Source organism: Curtobacterium sp. 179-B 9B NHS, assembly GCF_045370965.1.
In the GTDB taxonomy this organism is placed as follows: domain Bacteria; phylum Actinomycetota; class Actinomycetes; order Actinomycetales; family Microbacteriaceae; genus Curtobacterium.
Map to the genome: position 1 here is coordinate 56,719 of NZ_JBIQDQ010000011.1, position 16,154 is coordinate 72,872.

18 protein-coding genes are annotated in these 16,154 nt (G+C 71.3%); 14 read left to right on the forward strand and 4 right to left on the reverse strand.

What is annotated here, in order from left to right:
- Positions 1-26: 26 nt before the first annotated feature.
- Complete coding sequence (locus ACH0A8_RS10840) at positions 27-407, reverse strand: MerR family transcriptional regulator (RefSeq protein WP_058728562.1); 381 nt, start codon at positions 405-407, stop codon at positions 27-29.
- A gap of 187 nt (positions 408-594) precedes the next feature.
- On the opposite strand from ACH0A8_RS10840, the gene ACH0A8_RS10845 reads away from it, so the two are divergent.
- From ACH0A8_RS10845 to ACH0A8_RS10855, 3 genes are all read left to right on the forward strand, one after another.
- Positions 595-2,115, forward strand: a complete 1,521-nt coding sequence (locus ACH0A8_RS10845) for a SulP family inorganic anion transporter (RefSeq protein ID WP_209682758.1) — start codon at positions 595-597, stop codon at positions 2,113-2,115.
- Between the two features lie 149 nt (positions 2,116-2,264).
- A complete protein-coding gene (locus tag ACH0A8_RS10850; protein ID WP_066654131.1) occupies positions 2,265-2,468 on the forward strand; it encodes a LacI family DNA-binding transcriptional regulator in 204 nt (67 codons plus the stop codon).
- Between the two features lie 158 nt (positions 2,469-2,626).
- Entirely contained in the window at positions 2,627-3,073 is a 447-nt protein-coding gene (locus ACH0A8_RS10855) for an N-acetyltransferase family protein (RefSeq protein WP_406907189.1), read from the forward strand.
- 251 nt (positions 3,074-3,324) lie between these two features.
- Here the strand turns inward: ACH0A8_RS10855 and ACH0A8_RS10860 are convergent, their stop codons facing one another.
- Positions 3,325-3,867, reverse strand: coding sequence for an AAA family ATPase (locus ACH0A8_RS10860; protein ID WP_066654134.1), 543 nt, complete (start codon positions 3,865-3,867; stop codon positions 3,325-3,327).
- Between the two features lie 104 nt (positions 3,868-3,971).
- Here ACH0A8_RS10860 and ACH0A8_RS10865 point away from each other — a divergent pair, with 104 nt between their 5' ends.
- Complete coding sequence (locus tag ACH0A8_RS10865) at positions 3,972-4,994, forward strand: App1 family protein (RefSeq protein WP_406907190.1); 1,023 nt, start codon at positions 3,972-3,974, stop codon at positions 4,992-4,994.
- Positions 4,995-5,117: 123 nt separating this feature from the next.
- Here the strand turns inward: ACH0A8_RS10865 and ACH0A8_RS10870 are convergent, their stop codons facing one another.
- The gene (locus tag ACH0A8_RS10870) at positions 5,118-5,957 is read right to left on the reverse strand and encodes a helix-turn-helix domain-containing protein (protein WP_406907191.1); all 840 of its coding nucleotides are present in this window, start codon (positions 5,955-5,957) and stop codon (positions 5,118-5,120) included.
- A 158-nt stretch (positions 5,958-6,115) separates the two neighbouring features.
- On the opposite strand from ACH0A8_RS10870, the gene melA reads away from it, so the two are divergent.
- The 10 genes from melA (at position 6,116) to ACH0A8_RS10920 (ending at position 14,660) form a co-directional block, all read left to right on the forward strand.
- Complete coding sequence (melA, locus tag ACH0A8_RS10875) at positions 6,116-7,540, forward strand: alpha-galactosidase (protein ID WP_406907192.1); 1,425 nt, start codon at positions 6,116-6,118, stop codon at positions 7,538-7,540.
- A gap of 169 nt (positions 7,541-7,709) precedes the next feature.
- Entirely contained in the window at positions 7,710-9,014 is a 1,305-nt protein-coding gene (locus ACH0A8_RS10880) for an ABC transporter substrate-binding protein (RefSeq protein WP_406907193.1), read from the forward strand.
- Positions 9,015-9,024: 10 nt separating this feature from the next.
- Positions 9,025-9,954, forward strand: coding sequence for a carbohydrate ABC transporter permease (locus ACH0A8_RS10885; RefSeq protein WP_406907194.1), 930 nt, complete (start codon positions 9,025-9,027; stop codon positions 9,952-9,954).
- Positions 9,954-10,838 carry a carbohydrate ABC transporter permease gene (locus ACH0A8_RS10890; RefSeq protein ID WP_235426586.1) on the forward strand — a complete coding sequence of 295 codons (885 nt, stop codon included), beginning with the start codon at positions 9,954-9,956 and terminating at the stop codon, positions 10,836-10,838. Before ACH0A8_RS10885 ends, ACH0A8_RS10890 begins: the two co-directional genes overlap by 1 nt.
- A gap of 147 nt (positions 10,839-10,985) precedes the next feature.
- Entirely contained in the window at positions 10,986-11,867 is an 882-nt protein-coding gene (locus ACH0A8_RS10895) for a MerR family transcriptional regulator (protein WP_066654141.1), read from the forward strand.
- 92 nt (positions 11,868-11,959) lie between these two features.
- Positions 11,960-12,571, forward strand: a complete 612-nt coding sequence (locus ACH0A8_RS10900) for a helix-turn-helix domain-containing protein (protein WP_081984835.1) — start codon at positions 11,960-11,962, stop codon at positions 12,569-12,571.
- On the forward strand, positions 12,568-12,801 hold the full coding sequence (locus ACH0A8_RS10905; protein ID WP_144411295.1) for a PLDc N-terminal domain-containing protein: 234 nt from the start codon (positions 12,568-12,570) through the stop codon (positions 12,799-12,801). The genes ACH0A8_RS10900 and ACH0A8_RS10905 overlap by 4 nt, the downstream gene beginning before the upstream one ends.
- Positions 12,798-13,724, forward strand: a complete 927-nt coding sequence (locus ACH0A8_RS10910; RefSeq protein WP_066654142.1) for an ABC transporter ATP-binding protein — start codon at positions 12,798-12,800, stop codon at positions 13,722-13,724. The genes ACH0A8_RS10905 and ACH0A8_RS10910 overlap by 4 nt, the downstream gene beginning before the upstream one ends.
- Entirely contained in the window at positions 13,721-14,482 is a 762-nt protein-coding gene (locus ACH0A8_RS10915) for a hypothetical protein (protein WP_066654143.1), read from the forward strand. Before ACH0A8_RS10910 ends, ACH0A8_RS10915 begins: the two co-directional genes overlap by 4 nt.
- A 55-nt stretch (positions 14,483-14,537) precedes the next feature.
- Positions 14,538-14,660 carry a hypothetical protein gene (locus ACH0A8_RS10920; RefSeq protein ID WP_268746773.1) on the forward strand — a complete coding sequence of 41 codons (123 nt, stop codon included), beginning with the start codon at positions 14,538-14,540 and terminating at the stop codon, positions 14,658-14,660.
- Between the two features lie 84 nt (positions 14,661-14,744).
- On the opposite strand, the gene ACH0A8_RS10925 is transcribed toward ACH0A8_RS10920, so the two are convergent.
- Positions 14,745-15,974 (reverse strand): MFS transporter, encoded by a 1,230-nt coding sequence (locus tag ACH0A8_RS10925; RefSeq protein WP_066658183.1) that lies wholly within the window; start codon positions 15,972-15,974, stop codon positions 14,745-14,747.
- Positions 15,975-16,154 lie beyond the last annotated feature (180 nt).

The following is a 16,154-nucleotide window of genomic DNA, read 5'->3' on the forward strand; positions in this document are numbered from 1 at the left end:
AGTACCAGCGGCTGCCCGCGCGCGGGTCAGTGCGCGCGGAGTTCGTCGAGGAACTCGTCGACCATGTGCAGCTGCTCCTGGAGGCGCCCTCGTCGTGTCTCAGCGTCCCGGATGAACGCAGCGACCCGCGAACGGACCGCGGTCAGGTCGACGTCGGGCTGCGCTTCGTCGAGCATCTTCACCGCGTCCACCAGGATCCCGGCCTCCCCGAGGGAGAACCCGAGCGGTTTCATCCGCCGCACCATCAGGAGTCGGGCGACGTCGTCCTCGGAGTACAGGCGGAACCCGCCTTCGGTGCGGCCGGACGGGTGCAGCACCTCGGCGGCGTCGTAGTCGCGGATCGTCTTCACACTCAACCCGGTGCGCTCGGCGACCTCGCCGATGTGCATCAGGTACTCGTTCGACATCGTCACGTCGTCACCCTCCACTTGCGCAACAACCCTTCCGTTGCGTTAGAGTCGAACCACACCAACCTTCCCGCAACGGAAGGGTTGGGCCTGGCCGGACGCTCTGCCGCCGCCGGCCGTGCGCGATGACGCGCCCCACGACAGCTCTCGCGGGCGCAGCGCCCGCACCCCCATCCGAAGGAGACCCGTGACCACCGTCACGCAGTCGGTGCCCGTCCAGGTGCACCACAGCCCCACCGTCCTGTCCGCACTGCGGAACCCGAAGATCCTGCTCCGTGAGGTCCTGGCCGGCCTCGTCGTCGCCCTCGCCCTGATCCCCGAGGCGATCTCGTTCTCGATCATCGCCGGGGTCGACCCCCGCGTCGGCCTGTTCTCGGCGTTCGTGATGGCTGTCGTCATCTCCTTCGTCGGCGGCCGCGCCGCGATGATCACCGGCGCCACCGGAGCCATCGCCCTCGTCGTCGCCCCCGTCGTCGAGGAACACGGTCTCGACTACCTCATCGCCACCGTCCTCCTCGGCGGGATCTTCCAGCTCGTCCTCGGTGGGCTGGGCGCGGCGAAGCTCATGCGGTTCGTGCCCCGGTCCGTGATGGTCGGCTTCGTCAACGCGCTCGCGATCCTGATCTTCACCGCGCAGCTGCCGAACATCATCGGCGTCTCCTGGCTCGTCTGGCCGATCGCCGCGGCCGGTATCGCGATCATCGTCCTGCTGCCCCGACTCACGAAGGCGATCCCTGCACCCCTGGTCGCGATCGTCGTCCTGACCCTGGTGACCGTGTTCGCGTCGATAGCCGTCCCGACCGTCGGCGACGAGGGCAAGCTGCCCGACAGCCTCCCGAGCCTGTTCATCCCGAACGTCCCGGTGAACCTCGAGACGCTCACGATCATCGCCCCGTACGCCCTCGCCATGGCGCTCGTCGGGCTGCTCGAGTCGCTGATGACCGCGAAGCTCGTCGACGAGGTCACCGACACCGGTTCCCGCAAGACCCGCGAAGCCCTCGGGCAGGGCGTCGCGAACATCGCCTCGGGCCTCTTCGGCGGCATGGGCGGCTGCGCGATGATCGGCCAGACGATGATCAACGTCAAGGCCTCCGGCGCTCGGACCCGCATCTCGACGTTCCTGTCCGGCGTGTTCCTGCTGGTCCTCGTCGTCGGGCTCGGCGACGTCGTCGCGATCATCCCGATGGCAGCCCTCGTCGCCGTCATGGTGATGGTGTCGGTCGGGACCTTCGACTGGCACAGCATCAAGCCCTCCACGCTCAAGCGGATGCCGGTCGGCGAGACGATCGTCATGGTCCTCACCGTCGTGATCGTCGTCGCCACCGACAACCTCGCCATCGGTGTGATCATCGGTGTGATCGCCGCGATGGTCGTCTTCGCCCGCCGCGTCTCCCACTTCACCAACGTCTCGCGGAGCATCGAGACGCTCCCGACCGGTGAACAACACGCGCTGTACACCGTCGAGGGTGAGCTGTTCTTCGCCTCCTCCAACGACCTCATCACCCAGTTCGACTACTCGGACGACCCCGAGCTCGTGATCATCGACATGACCAGGTCGCACGTGTGGGACGCCTCCACCGTCGCCGCGCTCGACTCGATCGAGACGAAGTACCACCAGCACGGCAAGCGGGTCGAGATCCGCGGCATGAACGACGCCAGCCGGGCCTTCCACGGCCGCCTCGCCGGGAACCTCGGCGCCGGCCACTGAGGCCGCTCCGACCTCCGCCCGGCCCCGACCCGGGGCACCGAGTGAACGGGCGGAGCAGCGAGGCCGGTTCCTGATCCACCGGCTTCGCGGCGGGCACCGTCACGTCGTCCACGGACGGTGCCCGCACCTCACGTCCACGGGAGCCAGCTGTGCCGAAACCACCCACCATCCACGACGTCGCCGCCGCCGCGCACGTGTCACACCAGACCGTGTCCCGCGTCCTCAACGGCGCCACCAACGTCCGACCCACGACCCGCTCGCGCGTCGAACACGCGATCCAGGCGCTCGACTACACCCGCGATGACCAAGCCGCAGCACTCGCCCGCCGCCCGCGGCGACGGACGACCGACTGACGACGGTCCCCCCCCTGACGCCCACGGCCCCTCCGGCAACTCGCCGTCAGGGGCTGTTCGTGGCTCAGCACGGTGTCGTCCGGATCGACGCGTTGCTCGTTGACCGGCGAGACGTGCGGTGGGAGGCTCGCTCGATGCGAGGGAGTGAGCGAGCGCTGATGCTCCGGCCCACCACGCCTGACGACCTCCTCGAGGTGCGGGCACTGTTCCGCGATCCGGCGTTCGAGGGATGGGGCGGGCCTGGGTTCCGGTCCGACTCGCAGCTCCGGGAGAAGTACGTGGGCGCTCGTCTCCCGGACGTCGAGTGCTTCCTCGTCGAGGTCGACGACCGAGTGGTCGGCTTCACGCAGTTGTACGCGGATGGATCGGGCGCCGGTACGGACCTCATCCTGCTGCCCGCGGAGCGTGGTGCGGGTGTCGGTCGACAGGTGGTCGAGGCCCTGCTCGAGCGGGTCCGGGCGAGCGGCAGGACCCACTTCGTGGTCGACCCGTCACCCGAGGACCGCGATGCGGTCGCGTTCTGGCGCGCTGTCGGCTTCCGAGGCCGAGGCACCCTGGCGTACCCGCTCCAGGAGACGGACGAGCAGCAGAACGTGGTGAGCTGAGGTCGTGCGCATCCGATCAGTGGCAGTCGTCGTTCGTGACGAGCGGGTGCTCGTGATCGAGCGACGCAAGGACGGGCGGTGCTACTGCGTGCCTCGGAGCGCAACGAGTACGCCCCGACCTGGATCGCCGCGACGTCGCTCGACGAAGCGCACCTCGTGCCCGCTGAGGCGGTACAGGCGGTACGCCTCGTCCTGCGCGCCACCTCGCCATCGTCCGAGCCGCTTCGGTAGCCGACCGCCCAGCGGACGGTTCAGCCGTCGGGGCTGCGCCGGGCCAGGTCGTTGCGACGGGAGAAGTCCTCGAGGGCCGCACGGTCCGGCAGGAGGACCTTCGGTCGTCCGAACTCGTCGAAGGCGTGTCGGTACCGGAGCCGGTTCGTCCTGGCGGGTCCGAGCATGAACCGGATCATCTCCATGCGGAGACGGTCGCGAGTGCCCTCCAGGCTCCCGGCGCGGTCGGGTTCGAAGAGCGTCCGGCGGACGTACCGGACGACGCTCGCTGCCGGCGAGGCATCCAGGACCACCAGGCCCGTCGCCCGCCGGAGCCGCTCGGGAAGCCAGCGGGAGTAGTTGCCGTCGATGACCCACCGATCGGTGCGCACCACCTCGTCGTGCATCAGCTCGAACTCGTCGTCCGGGCGCTCGACCCACTGTGTCCCGGGCAGGTGCCGGTACTGGTCCAGATGGATCACCGGAAGGGAACGGACTCGGCCGACGGCCGCCGCGAGGGTCGACTTGCCGCTGTTCGACGGCCCCAGGATGCAGATCCGCTGGCCGAGGTCGTCGAGGTCCATGTCGCGAGTCTTCCACGGGCACGTCGACGGTCCGGCTGCCCTGGATCGTCGGTGATCACCCGTCGGGCAGTCCCCGGTCGACCCTGCCCCCGTACGGTGGACGGGTGTCATCGTCGCTCCGCAGCCCGGGGACCTCGCGTCCGAAGCTCCTCACCGTCACGTACGTCGTCGTGACCGGTGCCCGCAAGTGGCTCGCTCGCGGACTGACGCAGCTCGGCTGGCGCCCGGCCCTGCTGCCGTACTCCGGCTACGCCGACGCGCAGCAGGGCCGTGTCCTGGCCCGGGTGGTGCTCGCGCCGGCATCGGTCGACCCGGCCGCCCGACGTGGGATCGCCGCATGGCGTCGGCTGCTGACGGTGGAGCGCCCCGACGTCGAGGTCGAGGTCGAGCTCGGCGGCACGACCACGACGGCGATCAGCGACGAGCAAGGGCTCGTGGACGTGAGCGTGGCGCTCGAGCACTCGTCGGGGTCTGCTCCCGAGGACGCCGTCCTGCGGCTGCCGGGGCGAGCGCCGACCCGTGTGCCGATCCACGCCGTCGCAGGCGGGTCACACCGGGGCGTCGTCTGCGACATCGACGACACCGTGTGGGTCACGGGCATGTCGAACCCGCTCGCAGCCGCCCGACGGACGTTCTTCGGCAGGAGTGCGACGCGGAAGGCCGTCCCCGGCATGGCCGAGCTCGTGCAGGACGTCGTCCGTGGTCAAGGTCAGCCGACGGTCGTCTACGTCAGCAACGGTCCGTGGAACTTCGCGGGGATCGCCTCGCGGTTCCTGCAGCGCAACGGGTTCCCGGCCGGCACGCTGCTCATGACGGACTGGGGGATCACGCCGACGCACTGGTTCCGGGACGGGAAGGAACACAAGCGGTCCTCCCTCCTCCGGCTGCGCGAGGACCTGCCCGACGTCTCCTGGGTGCTCGTCGGCGACGACGGCGAACACGACCCCGAGCTCTACTCGGCCTTCGCCCGCGACCACCACGACGCGGTCGCAGCGATCGCCATCCGTGAGGTGCAGGAGTCCACGTCGGGGCGTGAGCAGGTGACGCTGGTGCACGGCGTGCCCGTCGTCCGGGGCCGCGACGGGAACGCGCTGCTGCCGTTGCTGCGCCGAGCGCTCGAGCAGTGACCGGCAGGACGGCGACGTGGACGACTCCACCCGGCTCCTGCGACTCCTGACCCCCGAGCAGTCGTGGACCGAGGTCGTCAGGGACGCAACACGACCGCCCGACCTGACGGGCCAGCGCGACCGTCAGTGCCTCGGGCCCTCGCGGAGTTGTGCCCGGTACGTGCCCGGTGCCGTTCCGCAGGCCCGGGTGAAGTGCGCGTAGAAGCTCGACTGCGACCCGAAGCCCGCCGCGTGCGCGATCTCCGAGATCGTCAACGAGGTGGTCGCGAGCAACCGCTGCGACTCGGCGACCCGGCAGCGCGTCAGGTACTCGAGGATCGTCGCGCCGACGTCCTGACGGAACACCGTCATCGCGTAGTGCGGGTGCAGGTGCGCCGCGGCAGCGACGTCGGCGACGTCGATCGGGTCCTGGAACCGGTCGACGACGAACCGCACCATGTCGATCACCCGGTGCATCGCGTCCGCTGTGCCGTGTCCGTCCTCGGCGCGCAGGGCGAGGGCGTCACGGTGGTGGCGGAGGAGCCGCCGGACGAGCGCCTGGGCCTCGAGGTTCGCGATCACCTCGGCGCCGTCGTCCGCGAAGTCCCGCTGCCACGACCCCAGCATCGACTCGACGTCCCGACCGGCGGCAGCCGTGGGCACGACGACGGGCCGGTTGAGGAGCATGGCGCCCAGGTCGTGGTCGGGCAGCCCCCACGCCAGGACCTCGCCGAGCGGGATGTGCACCCAGCGGAACTGCCCGGTCCCGGTCGCGTCGCCGACGAGCTGGTGGGGTGTCCACCCCCAGAAGAGTGCGATCTCCCCGGCGTGGACGCTCACGGGCGCACCGCCGAACCGGTAGTCCAGCCGCCCCTCGAGCACGAGGTTGATCTCGAGGTCGTCGTGCCGGTGCGACGACGCCATGAGCGGCGCCGGGCCGCGATGGCTCCAGTACGCCGCTTCCACCGTCTCCACGTCGAGCACACCGCGAGCCTACGACAGCGCACCGCCCGACCGGCAGGGCCGGCACCGCCCGCTCGGCCGGGCGGGCACCCGTCGGGGAGCAGCCCGTCCGAGGATCCTGGAACCCTCCCGTCCGAAGCCGGAGGACCCGGGGGAGCCTCGCTTCCTAGCGTGACGACATGACCAAGATCACCATCATCGGCGCCGGCGGCTTCGTCTTCCCCTTCCGGCTCATCGGCGACCTCGTCAGCTTCCCCGCGCTGCAGGACGCGACGCTGCACCTCATGGACCTCGACGCGGGCAGGGTCGCCCGTACTGCGACGGCCGCACGTGAACTCGTCGCCCACCACGGCCTCGGTGTCGAGGTGCTCGAGACCACCGACCGCCGCGAAGCGCTCGACGGCGCCGACGTCGTCATCATCACGTTCCAGGTGGGGGGCGTGGAGTCGTACCGGTGGGACGTCGAGATCCCGCGGCGGTACGGCATCGACCAGGCCGTCGGTGACACCGTCGGACCCGGCGGCGTCTTCCGGTTCCTCCGCTCGGTCCGCGCCTACGAGGACATCGCCGGCGACGCCCTCGAGCTCTGCCCGGACGCCCAGTTCATCAACTACGCGAACCCGATGGCGATGGCGACGGCGTTCCTCAACGCGAAGGGGCTCCGGACCGTCGGCCTCTGCCACAGCGTGCAGGGGACGACGCGGATGCTCGCCCGGACGCTCGGCGTGCCCTACGACGAGGTCGAGTTCGTCAGCGCCGGGATCAACCACCAGGCCTGGATCCTCGAGTTCCGGCGTCGGGGCGGCGAGGACCTGTACCCGCGCCTCCGCGAGGTCATGTCCGCGAAGCACCGACGGGGTGTCGCCGCGTCCGACCTGCACGACGACGACGGGGACCACAGCGAGGCCGCCGTCGCCGCGAGCAACTACGAGGGCGGGAACGAGCAGGTCCGCACCGAGCTGATGCGCTCCTTCGGGTACTTCGAGACCGAGTCGAGCCACCATGCGAGCGAGTACGTCCCGTACTTCCGCAAGGACCCCGAGACCGTGCGCGAGTACATCCCCGAACGCTGGGACTACTACGAGATCTGCCTCGCACACGACGAACAGGGCGACGTCGACGCGCAGCTCGAGAAGCTCAAGGCCGACCTGTCGCCGAGCGTCGAGTACGGCGCGAGCATCGTGAACGCGATCGTCACCGGCGTCCCCGCGGTCGTGTACGGCAACGTCCCGAACAGCACGGGCGTCATCCAGAACCTGCCGTCGGACGCCTGCGTCGAGGTCGCGTGCCTGGTCGACGGCAAGGGCGTGCAGCCGACGTCGTTCGGCGAGCTCCCGCCGCAGCTCGCCGCCCTGAACCGCACGAACACGAACGTGCAGACGCTCGCCGTGCGCGCGGCGCTGACCGGCGACGTGGCGCACGTGCACCACGCGGTCGCGCTCGACCCGCTGACCGCCGCCCACCTCACCCTCGACCGGATCGCCGAGATGACCGACGAGCTCCTGCACGCGCACGCGGCGCTGCTCCCCGAGTCCCTCCGCCCGGCGGACGCGTCCGGTGCGACCGCGGTGACCGACCGGGAGGCCCGCCCCGCGCTCGTCTGACCCCGCACGTCCGGTGCGGGGTCACCGTCCCCGCACCGGCGCGACCACCCGGCGGGTCGCGACCACAGAACCGGTCGCGACCCGTCCACGCGGGGCGCGACGACGCGCCCACGCGGGCCGCGCCTCCCGTCCGAACGTACCCGGCACCACGACCTCGAAGGAGAGGACCATGCCGACCCGACCATTCCCCCAGCTGGCCAGACGGGGGTTCCTCGCCCTCGCCGGCACATCCATGGCCGGCGCTCTCGCCGCCTGTGCGGGGCAGGGCACGACCGCCCACGGCGGCACGAAGCACATCCGCCTTTCGACGTGGAACATCCCGACCGACATCACCAGCTACCAGGCGATCGCCGACGAGTTCGTCGCGACGCACCCCGGCACGAGCGTCGCCGTCGAGGTCACGACCGGGCAGTTCCACCAGTGGTTCATCACCCGACTGGCGGCCGACCTCGCTCCCGACATCATCCGGATCACCCCGCAGCAGATCGGTCGGTACGCCGCGAACGGCAGCCTGGTCGACATCAGCGGGCAGATCCCCGCCGACTACCGAGCCGACTACACCGACCCGTTCTGGGCCATCGGCGCCCGGAACGACGGCGTGTACGGGGTGTTCCAGCACACCGACAACTTCATCACCTACTACGACCGCCGGGTGATGGAGCGGATCGGCGTCACCCCGCCGACCGCGCTCGCGGACGCCTGGACCTGGGACGAGTTCCTCGACGTCGCCCGCGAGGTCAAGCAGGTCACGGGAAAGTACGCCTTCGGCTACGGGTGGAGCGGACCGGAGACTGCCTACCGGTGGCTGCCCTTCGTGTACCAGAACGGCGGCGCCTTCCTGGGCGAGGACGGCGCGACCCCGTCCATGGACACCCCGGAGGCGATCGGCGCCCTGGAGTTCGGCCGGAAGTGGTACGCCGAGGGGCTCGCCACGACGGGCAACCTCAGCAAGACCGGCGGCGGCGACGTCGCCCGGAACCTGTTCACGACCGGGCAGATCGGCATGATGCTCAACAACCCTGAGCCGATGGCCCAGCTCGACCAGGAGATGCCGGACGAGTGGGGGACCGCGCCGATGATCCGCAACACCGGGGAGGCGAGCGACCTGGGCGGCAACGCCCTGGCAGTCACCAAGTCGAGCAGGCACCCCGAGCTCGCCGCCGAGCTCGTCGTCATGATCACGAGCCGGGCGAACGTCGAACGGTTCTGCCACGACGGCAACTGGCTCCCGGCTCGGAAGTCCCTCGACGCCGCCGACATCGGCTACGCCACCCACTCCGACACCATGCAGCAGTTCATCGACCAGGGATCGACGATCCCGCTGTCGATGGTGAAGGCCGAGAGCGGTCAGTACTTCGCGTCGCTCAACGCGGTCTTCGCCGACTACCTCGACCTGTGTCTCCTCGGGCAGCTCAGCCCGAAGGACGCAGCGAACCAGATGATGGGGGCGATGCGCAGTGTCACTGCGAACTGAGACCGCGCCGGTGCGAACGGCGACGACCACTCCGCCGGCCGGCGGCCTGCCCGCCAGCCGCGCCACCGGCACGCGACGGGGCCGATTCGTCCCGTACGTCTTCGTCGGGCCGGCCGGACTGCTCTTCCTGGCGTTCTCGCTCGTACCGATCGTCATAGCGGTCCTGTTGAGCCTGCGGGACAGCAGCACGTCCATCGGCGGCGGCGACTGGATCGGTGCCGGCAACTTCGCGACGATGGGCTCCGACCCGCTGATCGCCACCGCGCTCGGCAACACCCTCGTCTTCACGGTCGGGACGGTCCCGACCTCGATGGCGATCGGCCTGGCGCTCGCCGTGGCGCTCAACCGTCCGCTGCCCGGCCGCGGGGTGTTCCGGGCGCTGTTCTTCGTCCCGATGGTCGCCGCCGGAGTGGTCGTCGGTGTGGTCATGTCGTGGATCTTCAACGGTGACTACGGCGTGGTGAACAACCTCCTCGAGGCGCTCGGGCTCGGCCGGCTGCCCTGGCTGACCGCTCCCGGGTGGGCGATGGCGACGCTGGTGATCGTCGTGGTGTGGACCCGGATCGGGTTCTGCATGGTGATCTACCTCGGCGCACTGCAGTCCGTCCCCGCCGAGCTCAAGGAGGCGGCGGCGATCGACGGGGCGTCCCGCTGGGCGCGGTTCCGGACGATCACCTGGCCGCTCCTCCGACCGACGACGTCGATCCTGCTCATCCTCAACGTGGTGTTCTCGCTGCAGGCCTTCGACGTCATCTACGTGATGACCGGCGGCGGCCCCGGCTTCTGCACCACCGTGCTCATCCAGTACGTGTTCCGCTCCGCGTTCGTCGACGCCCGGATGGGCTACGCGGCGGCCCTCGGACTCGTCCTCGTCGCGATCCTGCTCGTGTTCACGCTGCTCCGGCAGCGAGCCGACCGCAAGGCGGAGGAGATGCTCTGATGGCCGTCCTCGAGACCCGTGGCCGTACCGCGCCCCGCTCCGCACCGACCCGCCTGCGCGTTCGGAACCGCCCCCGCCGGTGGCTGCTCGTCGCCGTCCTGACCGCCCTGGCGGTCATCATGGTGTTCCCGCTCTACTGGATGATCGTGTCGGCGCTCACGCCCGGCGGCCAGTCGCAGAGCGGCTCCTTCTACCTGTTCCCCGCGGACCCGTCCTTCGACAACTACGCTCAGGTGTTCAGCACCCAGCCGGTGTGGCGGTGGTTGGGCAACTCGGCGCTCATCACCAGCCTCGGCACCGCGCTGAGCGTCGGCGTGTCGCTGATGGCCGGGTACGCGCTCGCGAAGTTCCGGTTCCGCGGGCGCGGACTGCTCTACGCCGCGTTCCTCGTCACGATCATGATCCCGATCCAGGTGACCATCGTGCCGAGCTTCCTCGTCGTCGCGAAGATGGGGCTGGTCGACTCCCCGTGGGCGGTGATCCTGCCGACGGTGTTCGACGTGGTCGGGATCTTCATCGCCCGGCAGTTCATGCTCGGCGTCCCCGACGCGCTGATGGAGGCCGCCCGGCTCGACGGGGCAGGGGAGTTCCAGACGTTCTTCCGGGTCGTGCTGCCGTCGTGCGGGCCCCTCGTCGGCGTCCTCGTCATCCTGGGGTTCATGACGCGCTGGAACGACTTCCTCTGGCCGCTCGTCGTGCTGCAGGGGAACGAGAACCTGACCGTGCCGGTGGCACTGTCCACGCTGACGAACAACCCGGCGTTCAGCTCGCCGTGGGGCGCGGTGATGGCGATCGCGACCGTCACGGTGCTGCCGCTGCTCGTGGTCTTCCTGGCCTTCCAGCGGCAGTTCGTGCAGGGCATCGCGTCCACCGGCATCAAGTGAGGGGGTGCCGGTACGACCGAGTCGGACGGGAGGCGTGTGGCGGACACGCCACGCGCCTCCCCGTCCGACACGCCGTCCCCTTGCTCCTGCCGCAGCGTCATGTGGTCTGCTCGGGAGCACGTCCTGTCCCGAGCCGAGAGGCCTGCCGTGCACGCGTTCCCCGTCCCACCCCGCCACGTCCCGATCGGCGACGCCGCGGCGTTCGTCGGCACCACGCCGCGTGCGATCCGGCACTACCACCAGCTCGGCCTGCTCCCCGAGCAGGAGCGGGGGAGCGACGGCCGGCGCCGCTACGGCCCAGCGGACATCACACGGCTGCTCTGGATCCGCCGGATGGCCGAGGCGGGCGTCGCGCTCGAGGACGTCCGCGACGCCTTCGACGGCGCGGCTCCGAGCACCCTCGACGACGACGGGACGGTGGCCGACGTCCTCGGGCGCCTCGAGGACCGGCTGGCAGAACAGGAGGCCGAGCTCCGACGCAAGCGTGCCGCGGTCCGTCGGATGCGCGCTCGCGGGAGCCGCCTCGGCCTGCTCCACGACATCGTCGCGCACCGGCTCGAGGATGCGCCGGATGGTTCCCTGCGGTCGGACGACCTCGACACGCTGCTCGTCACCGAACGCATCCTCGGCCCGCTCGGCGCCTTCGCGCAGGCCGGCCGGTTCGTCGCCCTCGCTCGGGACCCGGCGCTGCGCGCAGCATCCGACCGCGTCGACGCAGCCGAGGAGGCGCTCGACGACAGCGTCGCGGTGGACGATCCGAGGGTGGCCCAGGTCGCCGCCGAACGGCACGCCTTCGAGAGCGCGCTGATGCGGGCCGTCGAAGAGTCCGGGCAGCTGCAGGAGGACGAGGCGGTCTTCGATGCCTGGAACCGTCAGGACCCCGGGGACGTCGACACGCCGACCGCAGCAGGAGGCCGGGGCACGGGGGCAGCGGCGGTGATCGCGCGCATGCCGTGGGACCTCTCGCCGGCTCGACTCCGGGCGGCGGAGCTGGCCCTGCAGCTCGCGTTCCCGTCGGACGACGCCTGAGTCGGAGCCGTCGGTCTCCTCCGGCGCCGTCCTCGATGCCCGGTCGGCAACCATGCAACCCTTTTCAGTATCGATACTGATATTGTTCGGGTATGCACTCCTCCGAAATCCTCCTGCACCCGGTCCGGCTGCGGATCGCCCAGGTCCTGCTGGGCACGCCGGGGCTGAGTCCCCACCGTCTGCACGAGCGGCTCCCCGACGTCCCCATCGCGACGCTCTACCGTCACGTCAACGCGCTCGAGCGGGCTGGGTTGCTCGAGGTCCTCGACGAACGCCGCGTCCGTGGCGCGACCGAGCGGTCGTACCGACTCGCACCGGGCATCAGCAACCCCACGGCGGAAGACCTCCGAGCGCTCAGCCGTGACCAGCTCGAACAGGTCTTCACGGTCTTCGTGTCCGGTGTGATCAGGGACTTCGGTCAGTACCTCGCGGTCGGGCAGCCAGACCTCGCGGACGACCGGGTGAGCTTCGGGCAGGCATCGTTCTGGGCAGACGACGCCGAGGTCGACGCGTTCGGCCAGGCGCTCGTGGGGCTGCTCGGTGGGCTGATGGCCAACGAGGCCACCTCGGGCCGCCGGCGGCGCACGCTCACCACGATCCTGATGCCGCGTGACGTCGACGTCGACGCCGACACCGACGTCGACGCCGACGACACGGCCGACCGGCCCGACGCCGCGGTGTCCGAGCGCGAGGACGAGCGGTGAACGGTCTGCCGATCGACCCCGCGCTGCTCGCACCGCTCGCCCCGGTCGCCGCCCTCGTGGTGGCACTGGTCGGATGGTCCCTCGTCAGCCTCGTGCGGAAGCCCGCGCAGTACCTGCCCAAGACCGTCTGGGCTGTCGTCATCGTGCTGGCCGTCCCGGCCGGGGCGGTGCTCTACCTCGTCCTCGGGCGCGGTCGGGGACCGGCGCTCGTCGACGGAGACGCCCGGTGACCGCGGCCCTCACCGTCGACGCGGTGACCCGCACCTTCCGCGGCGACGCGGGGGTGCGCGACGTGTCCTTCGTCGCGCAGGAGCGGTCGGTCACCGCCGTGATCGGACCCAACGGCGCCGGGAAGACCGTGCTGTTCGGGCTCCTCGCGGGCCTGGCGGACCCCGAGACCGGTTCCGTGGTCCGGGCGTCGCCGGACACCACGGTCGCGTACTGCCCCGACGTCCCGCAGTTCGAGTCCTTCCTCACGGCGGCCGAGGTCGTGCGGGTGTCCCTCGCAGCAGCGCGCGGACGGCGGCGAGGGTCCGGCCGGAGTTCACCAACCGGTGACGTTGCACTCGAGGCGCTCGACACCTGCGGCCTCCTCACGGTGGCGCACCGACGGGTGGCGGACTTCTCGCGCGGGATGCTGCAGCGCCTCGGCCTCGCGGCAGCCCTCGTGACGGACCCGGACGTCCTCGTCCTCGACGAACCGAACAGCGCCCTCGACCCGGTCGGCAGGGCCGACGTCCGCGACCTCGTCCGCGCTGAGCGGGAGCGCCGGTGCATCGTGCTGTCGAGCCACCTGCTGAGCGAGGTCGAGCAGCTTGCCGACCACGTCGTGGTGCTGCACGAGGGACGGGTCGTCCTGCAGGGAACGACCGACGACGTCCTCGGCCACGCACTCGAACCCGTGTGGTCGGTGCGACTCGCGCACCCGCCGGAGCGCAGCGTCGCGGAGCTCGCCGCGCTCGTCCCGGGCGCACGGTTCGACTTCCCGTCCGCTCAGGCCGCCAGCCTGCGGTTCCAGGGGTTCGACAGTGCGGCGACGTTGCTGGTCCCCGCACTCGTCGCCCTCGACACACCGGTCCTCGAGGTCACCCTGCGCGACCGCGACCTCGACGCGTCCTTCGCCCGCATCATCCGTCAGGAGCAGCGCCCGTGAACCTCGTCCTGACGTCCGCCCACGTGGAGTTCAAGCGCCTCACCAGGACGGGGCTGCTCACCGGTCTCGTCGCGGTGTTCGCGTTCTTCGGTGTGTCGAGTCCGGCGCTGGCACTGCTGCTGCCGGACCTCCTCCGGAGCGCGGCCAGCACCGAGCAACTCACCGTGCACGCGGCGACGGCAACCCCGGGTGACGCGCTCGCGCTCTACGTGCAGAGCGCCATGCAGCTCGGCCTCGTCCTCGCCGCGGCGGTCGCGGTCACCGCGCTCGGATGGGACGCGCGTCCGGGCTCCTCGGTCTTCTACCGCACGCGCTCCGTCAGCCTGGCGGCGCTCGTGCTCCCGCGCGTGCTCGTCGGCTGGGTCGTGGTCGTCGTGTGTCACCTCGCGGCGCTGACGGCCGCAGCGGTGTCGACGGCCGTGGTCATCGCGCCGGTCGAGTCCCAGGAGATCGTGCGTCTCGGCGCCGCGACGTCCGCCTACCTGGTGATGGCGATGGCGATCGGGCACGTGCTGATGGCGACGCTCCGACGCACCGCTGCGGCGTTGGCGACGACGACCCTGCTCATGCTGGTGCTCCCGCTCCTCAACAGCCTGCCGGGCGCCGTCGCCTGGGCGCCGACCGCGCTGCTCGCGGCTGCCACGGCCTCGTCCGGAGCCCTCGTGGTCCCGTACCTGACGACGATCGGCACGACGGCCGCGTGCCTCCTCGTCGCGGCGAGGGTCACGGCACAGCGGTCCATCCGCCGCGACGCCTGACAGCCGGTGCCGGCGGACAAGTAGCAGAGCCCGATCACCGCAGTACCGTGGCGGCGTGCAGCGCATCTCGAGCCGGAGGACACGCGCGGACGGCCGCGGGTCCGCGGTCCCCGCCCTCTGCGCGGTCCTGCTCGTCCTGGCCCCGGTCCTGCTCTGGTTCGGTCCCGTCTGGTCCTGACCCCGACGGCGCCCGGCCCGGTCGAGACGGACGGGAGGCGCGTGGCGGGCCGGCTGCGGGCCTCCCGTCCGGTCCCGTGTCGCGTCAGGAGCCGGTCGGCGGCCCTGCCACGTCGGCGTCGGTCCCCGTCGTGACCGGCACACCGGCGGCGTCCGAGCGCAGCGCGCGCCACCCGACCAAGCCGACCGCGGCGGTCGCGACCGCCGCGACCGCGATGGCCGCGGGCAGGCCCCACGCCGTCGCCACGGCGCCGACGAGCAGCGGCCCACCGGCGTCGCCGACCTCACGCCCGAGTTCCGCGTTGCCCATCGTCCGGCCCATCCGGTCGTCGGGGGTGGACGCGGCCAGGTGCGCGAACGCGAGCGGCGTGACCGTGCCGAGCATGCCGCCGACCGCCGCGGCCGCGACGAACAGCGTGACCGGGCCGGGCAGGGCTGCGAGGACCGCGAGTCCGGCGGCAGCGAGCAGCAGTCCACCCGTGCACCCGGCTCGGGCGTCGAGGCGACCCTGGTCGCGCAGCCGCCCGGTGAGCGGTTGCAGCACGGTGGACACGAGGGCGACCACGGCGATGGCGACCGCGCCGACGAGGGCGGGCAGGTCGAGCCGGACCGCCACGAGTGGGAGGAACCCGACCACGACCCCGAGCACGCCGGTCGTCGTCGCGAGCAGGAGCGTCGGGACGAGGAACGACCGGTCCGTGGTCTGCCGGACCAGGTCGGCGAGCGTCGTGCGGCGCCGCGCGTGCACGGGCAGGACCGGCATCGCGACCGCGACCCACGTGGCTGCGACGATCGCCAGGACCGTCAGCGCCACGTACAGCGCGCGCAGGCCGATGCCCTCGACGAGCACGATGCCGAGCACCGGGCCGAGCACGTAGCCGAGGCTCTTCCACGCGCCGTAGCGGCCGAAGTACCGGCCGAGCCGCTGGCGTCCGGCCAGCCGTGCGACCGCGGCGGACGACGCGGGGGAGAACGCCGACGCGGCGGCCCCCTGGCCGAGCCGAGCCAGCGCAAGGACCAGGACCGAGGGGACGGCGACCGCGAGCAGCGAGGCGACCGCGAAGCCGGTCAGGCCGCCGACGATCACGGGCTTGGCGCCGATGCGGTCGCTGAGGGCGCCCAACAGCGGCTTGAGCACGACCTCGGCGACGTCGTAGAGGGCGAGCACGGCACCGAGGGTGACGAGCGACAGCCCGAGGTCGTCGGTCTCGGCGCCGAGCACGCTCGCGACACCGTGGGCGCCGAAGGCCGTGGTGAAGCCGGCGAGGTACAGCGGGGCGAGGCCGCGGGCGGGCGGCTGGAGCGCAGTCGTCACCGCACCAGTGTTGCGGAACACCGTGCTTCGGATTCGCGCAAACCCGCATTGCGGTCTCCTGTGCTTGTGGTGCGACACACCCGAGAGTACGTTCAGGCCAACGCTCAGCGTCGGAGGCGGGACAACGCTCCCCAGACCGGCCTGGCGGTTCGCAGCGACGGGGGGATCCGGCGCTGTCCC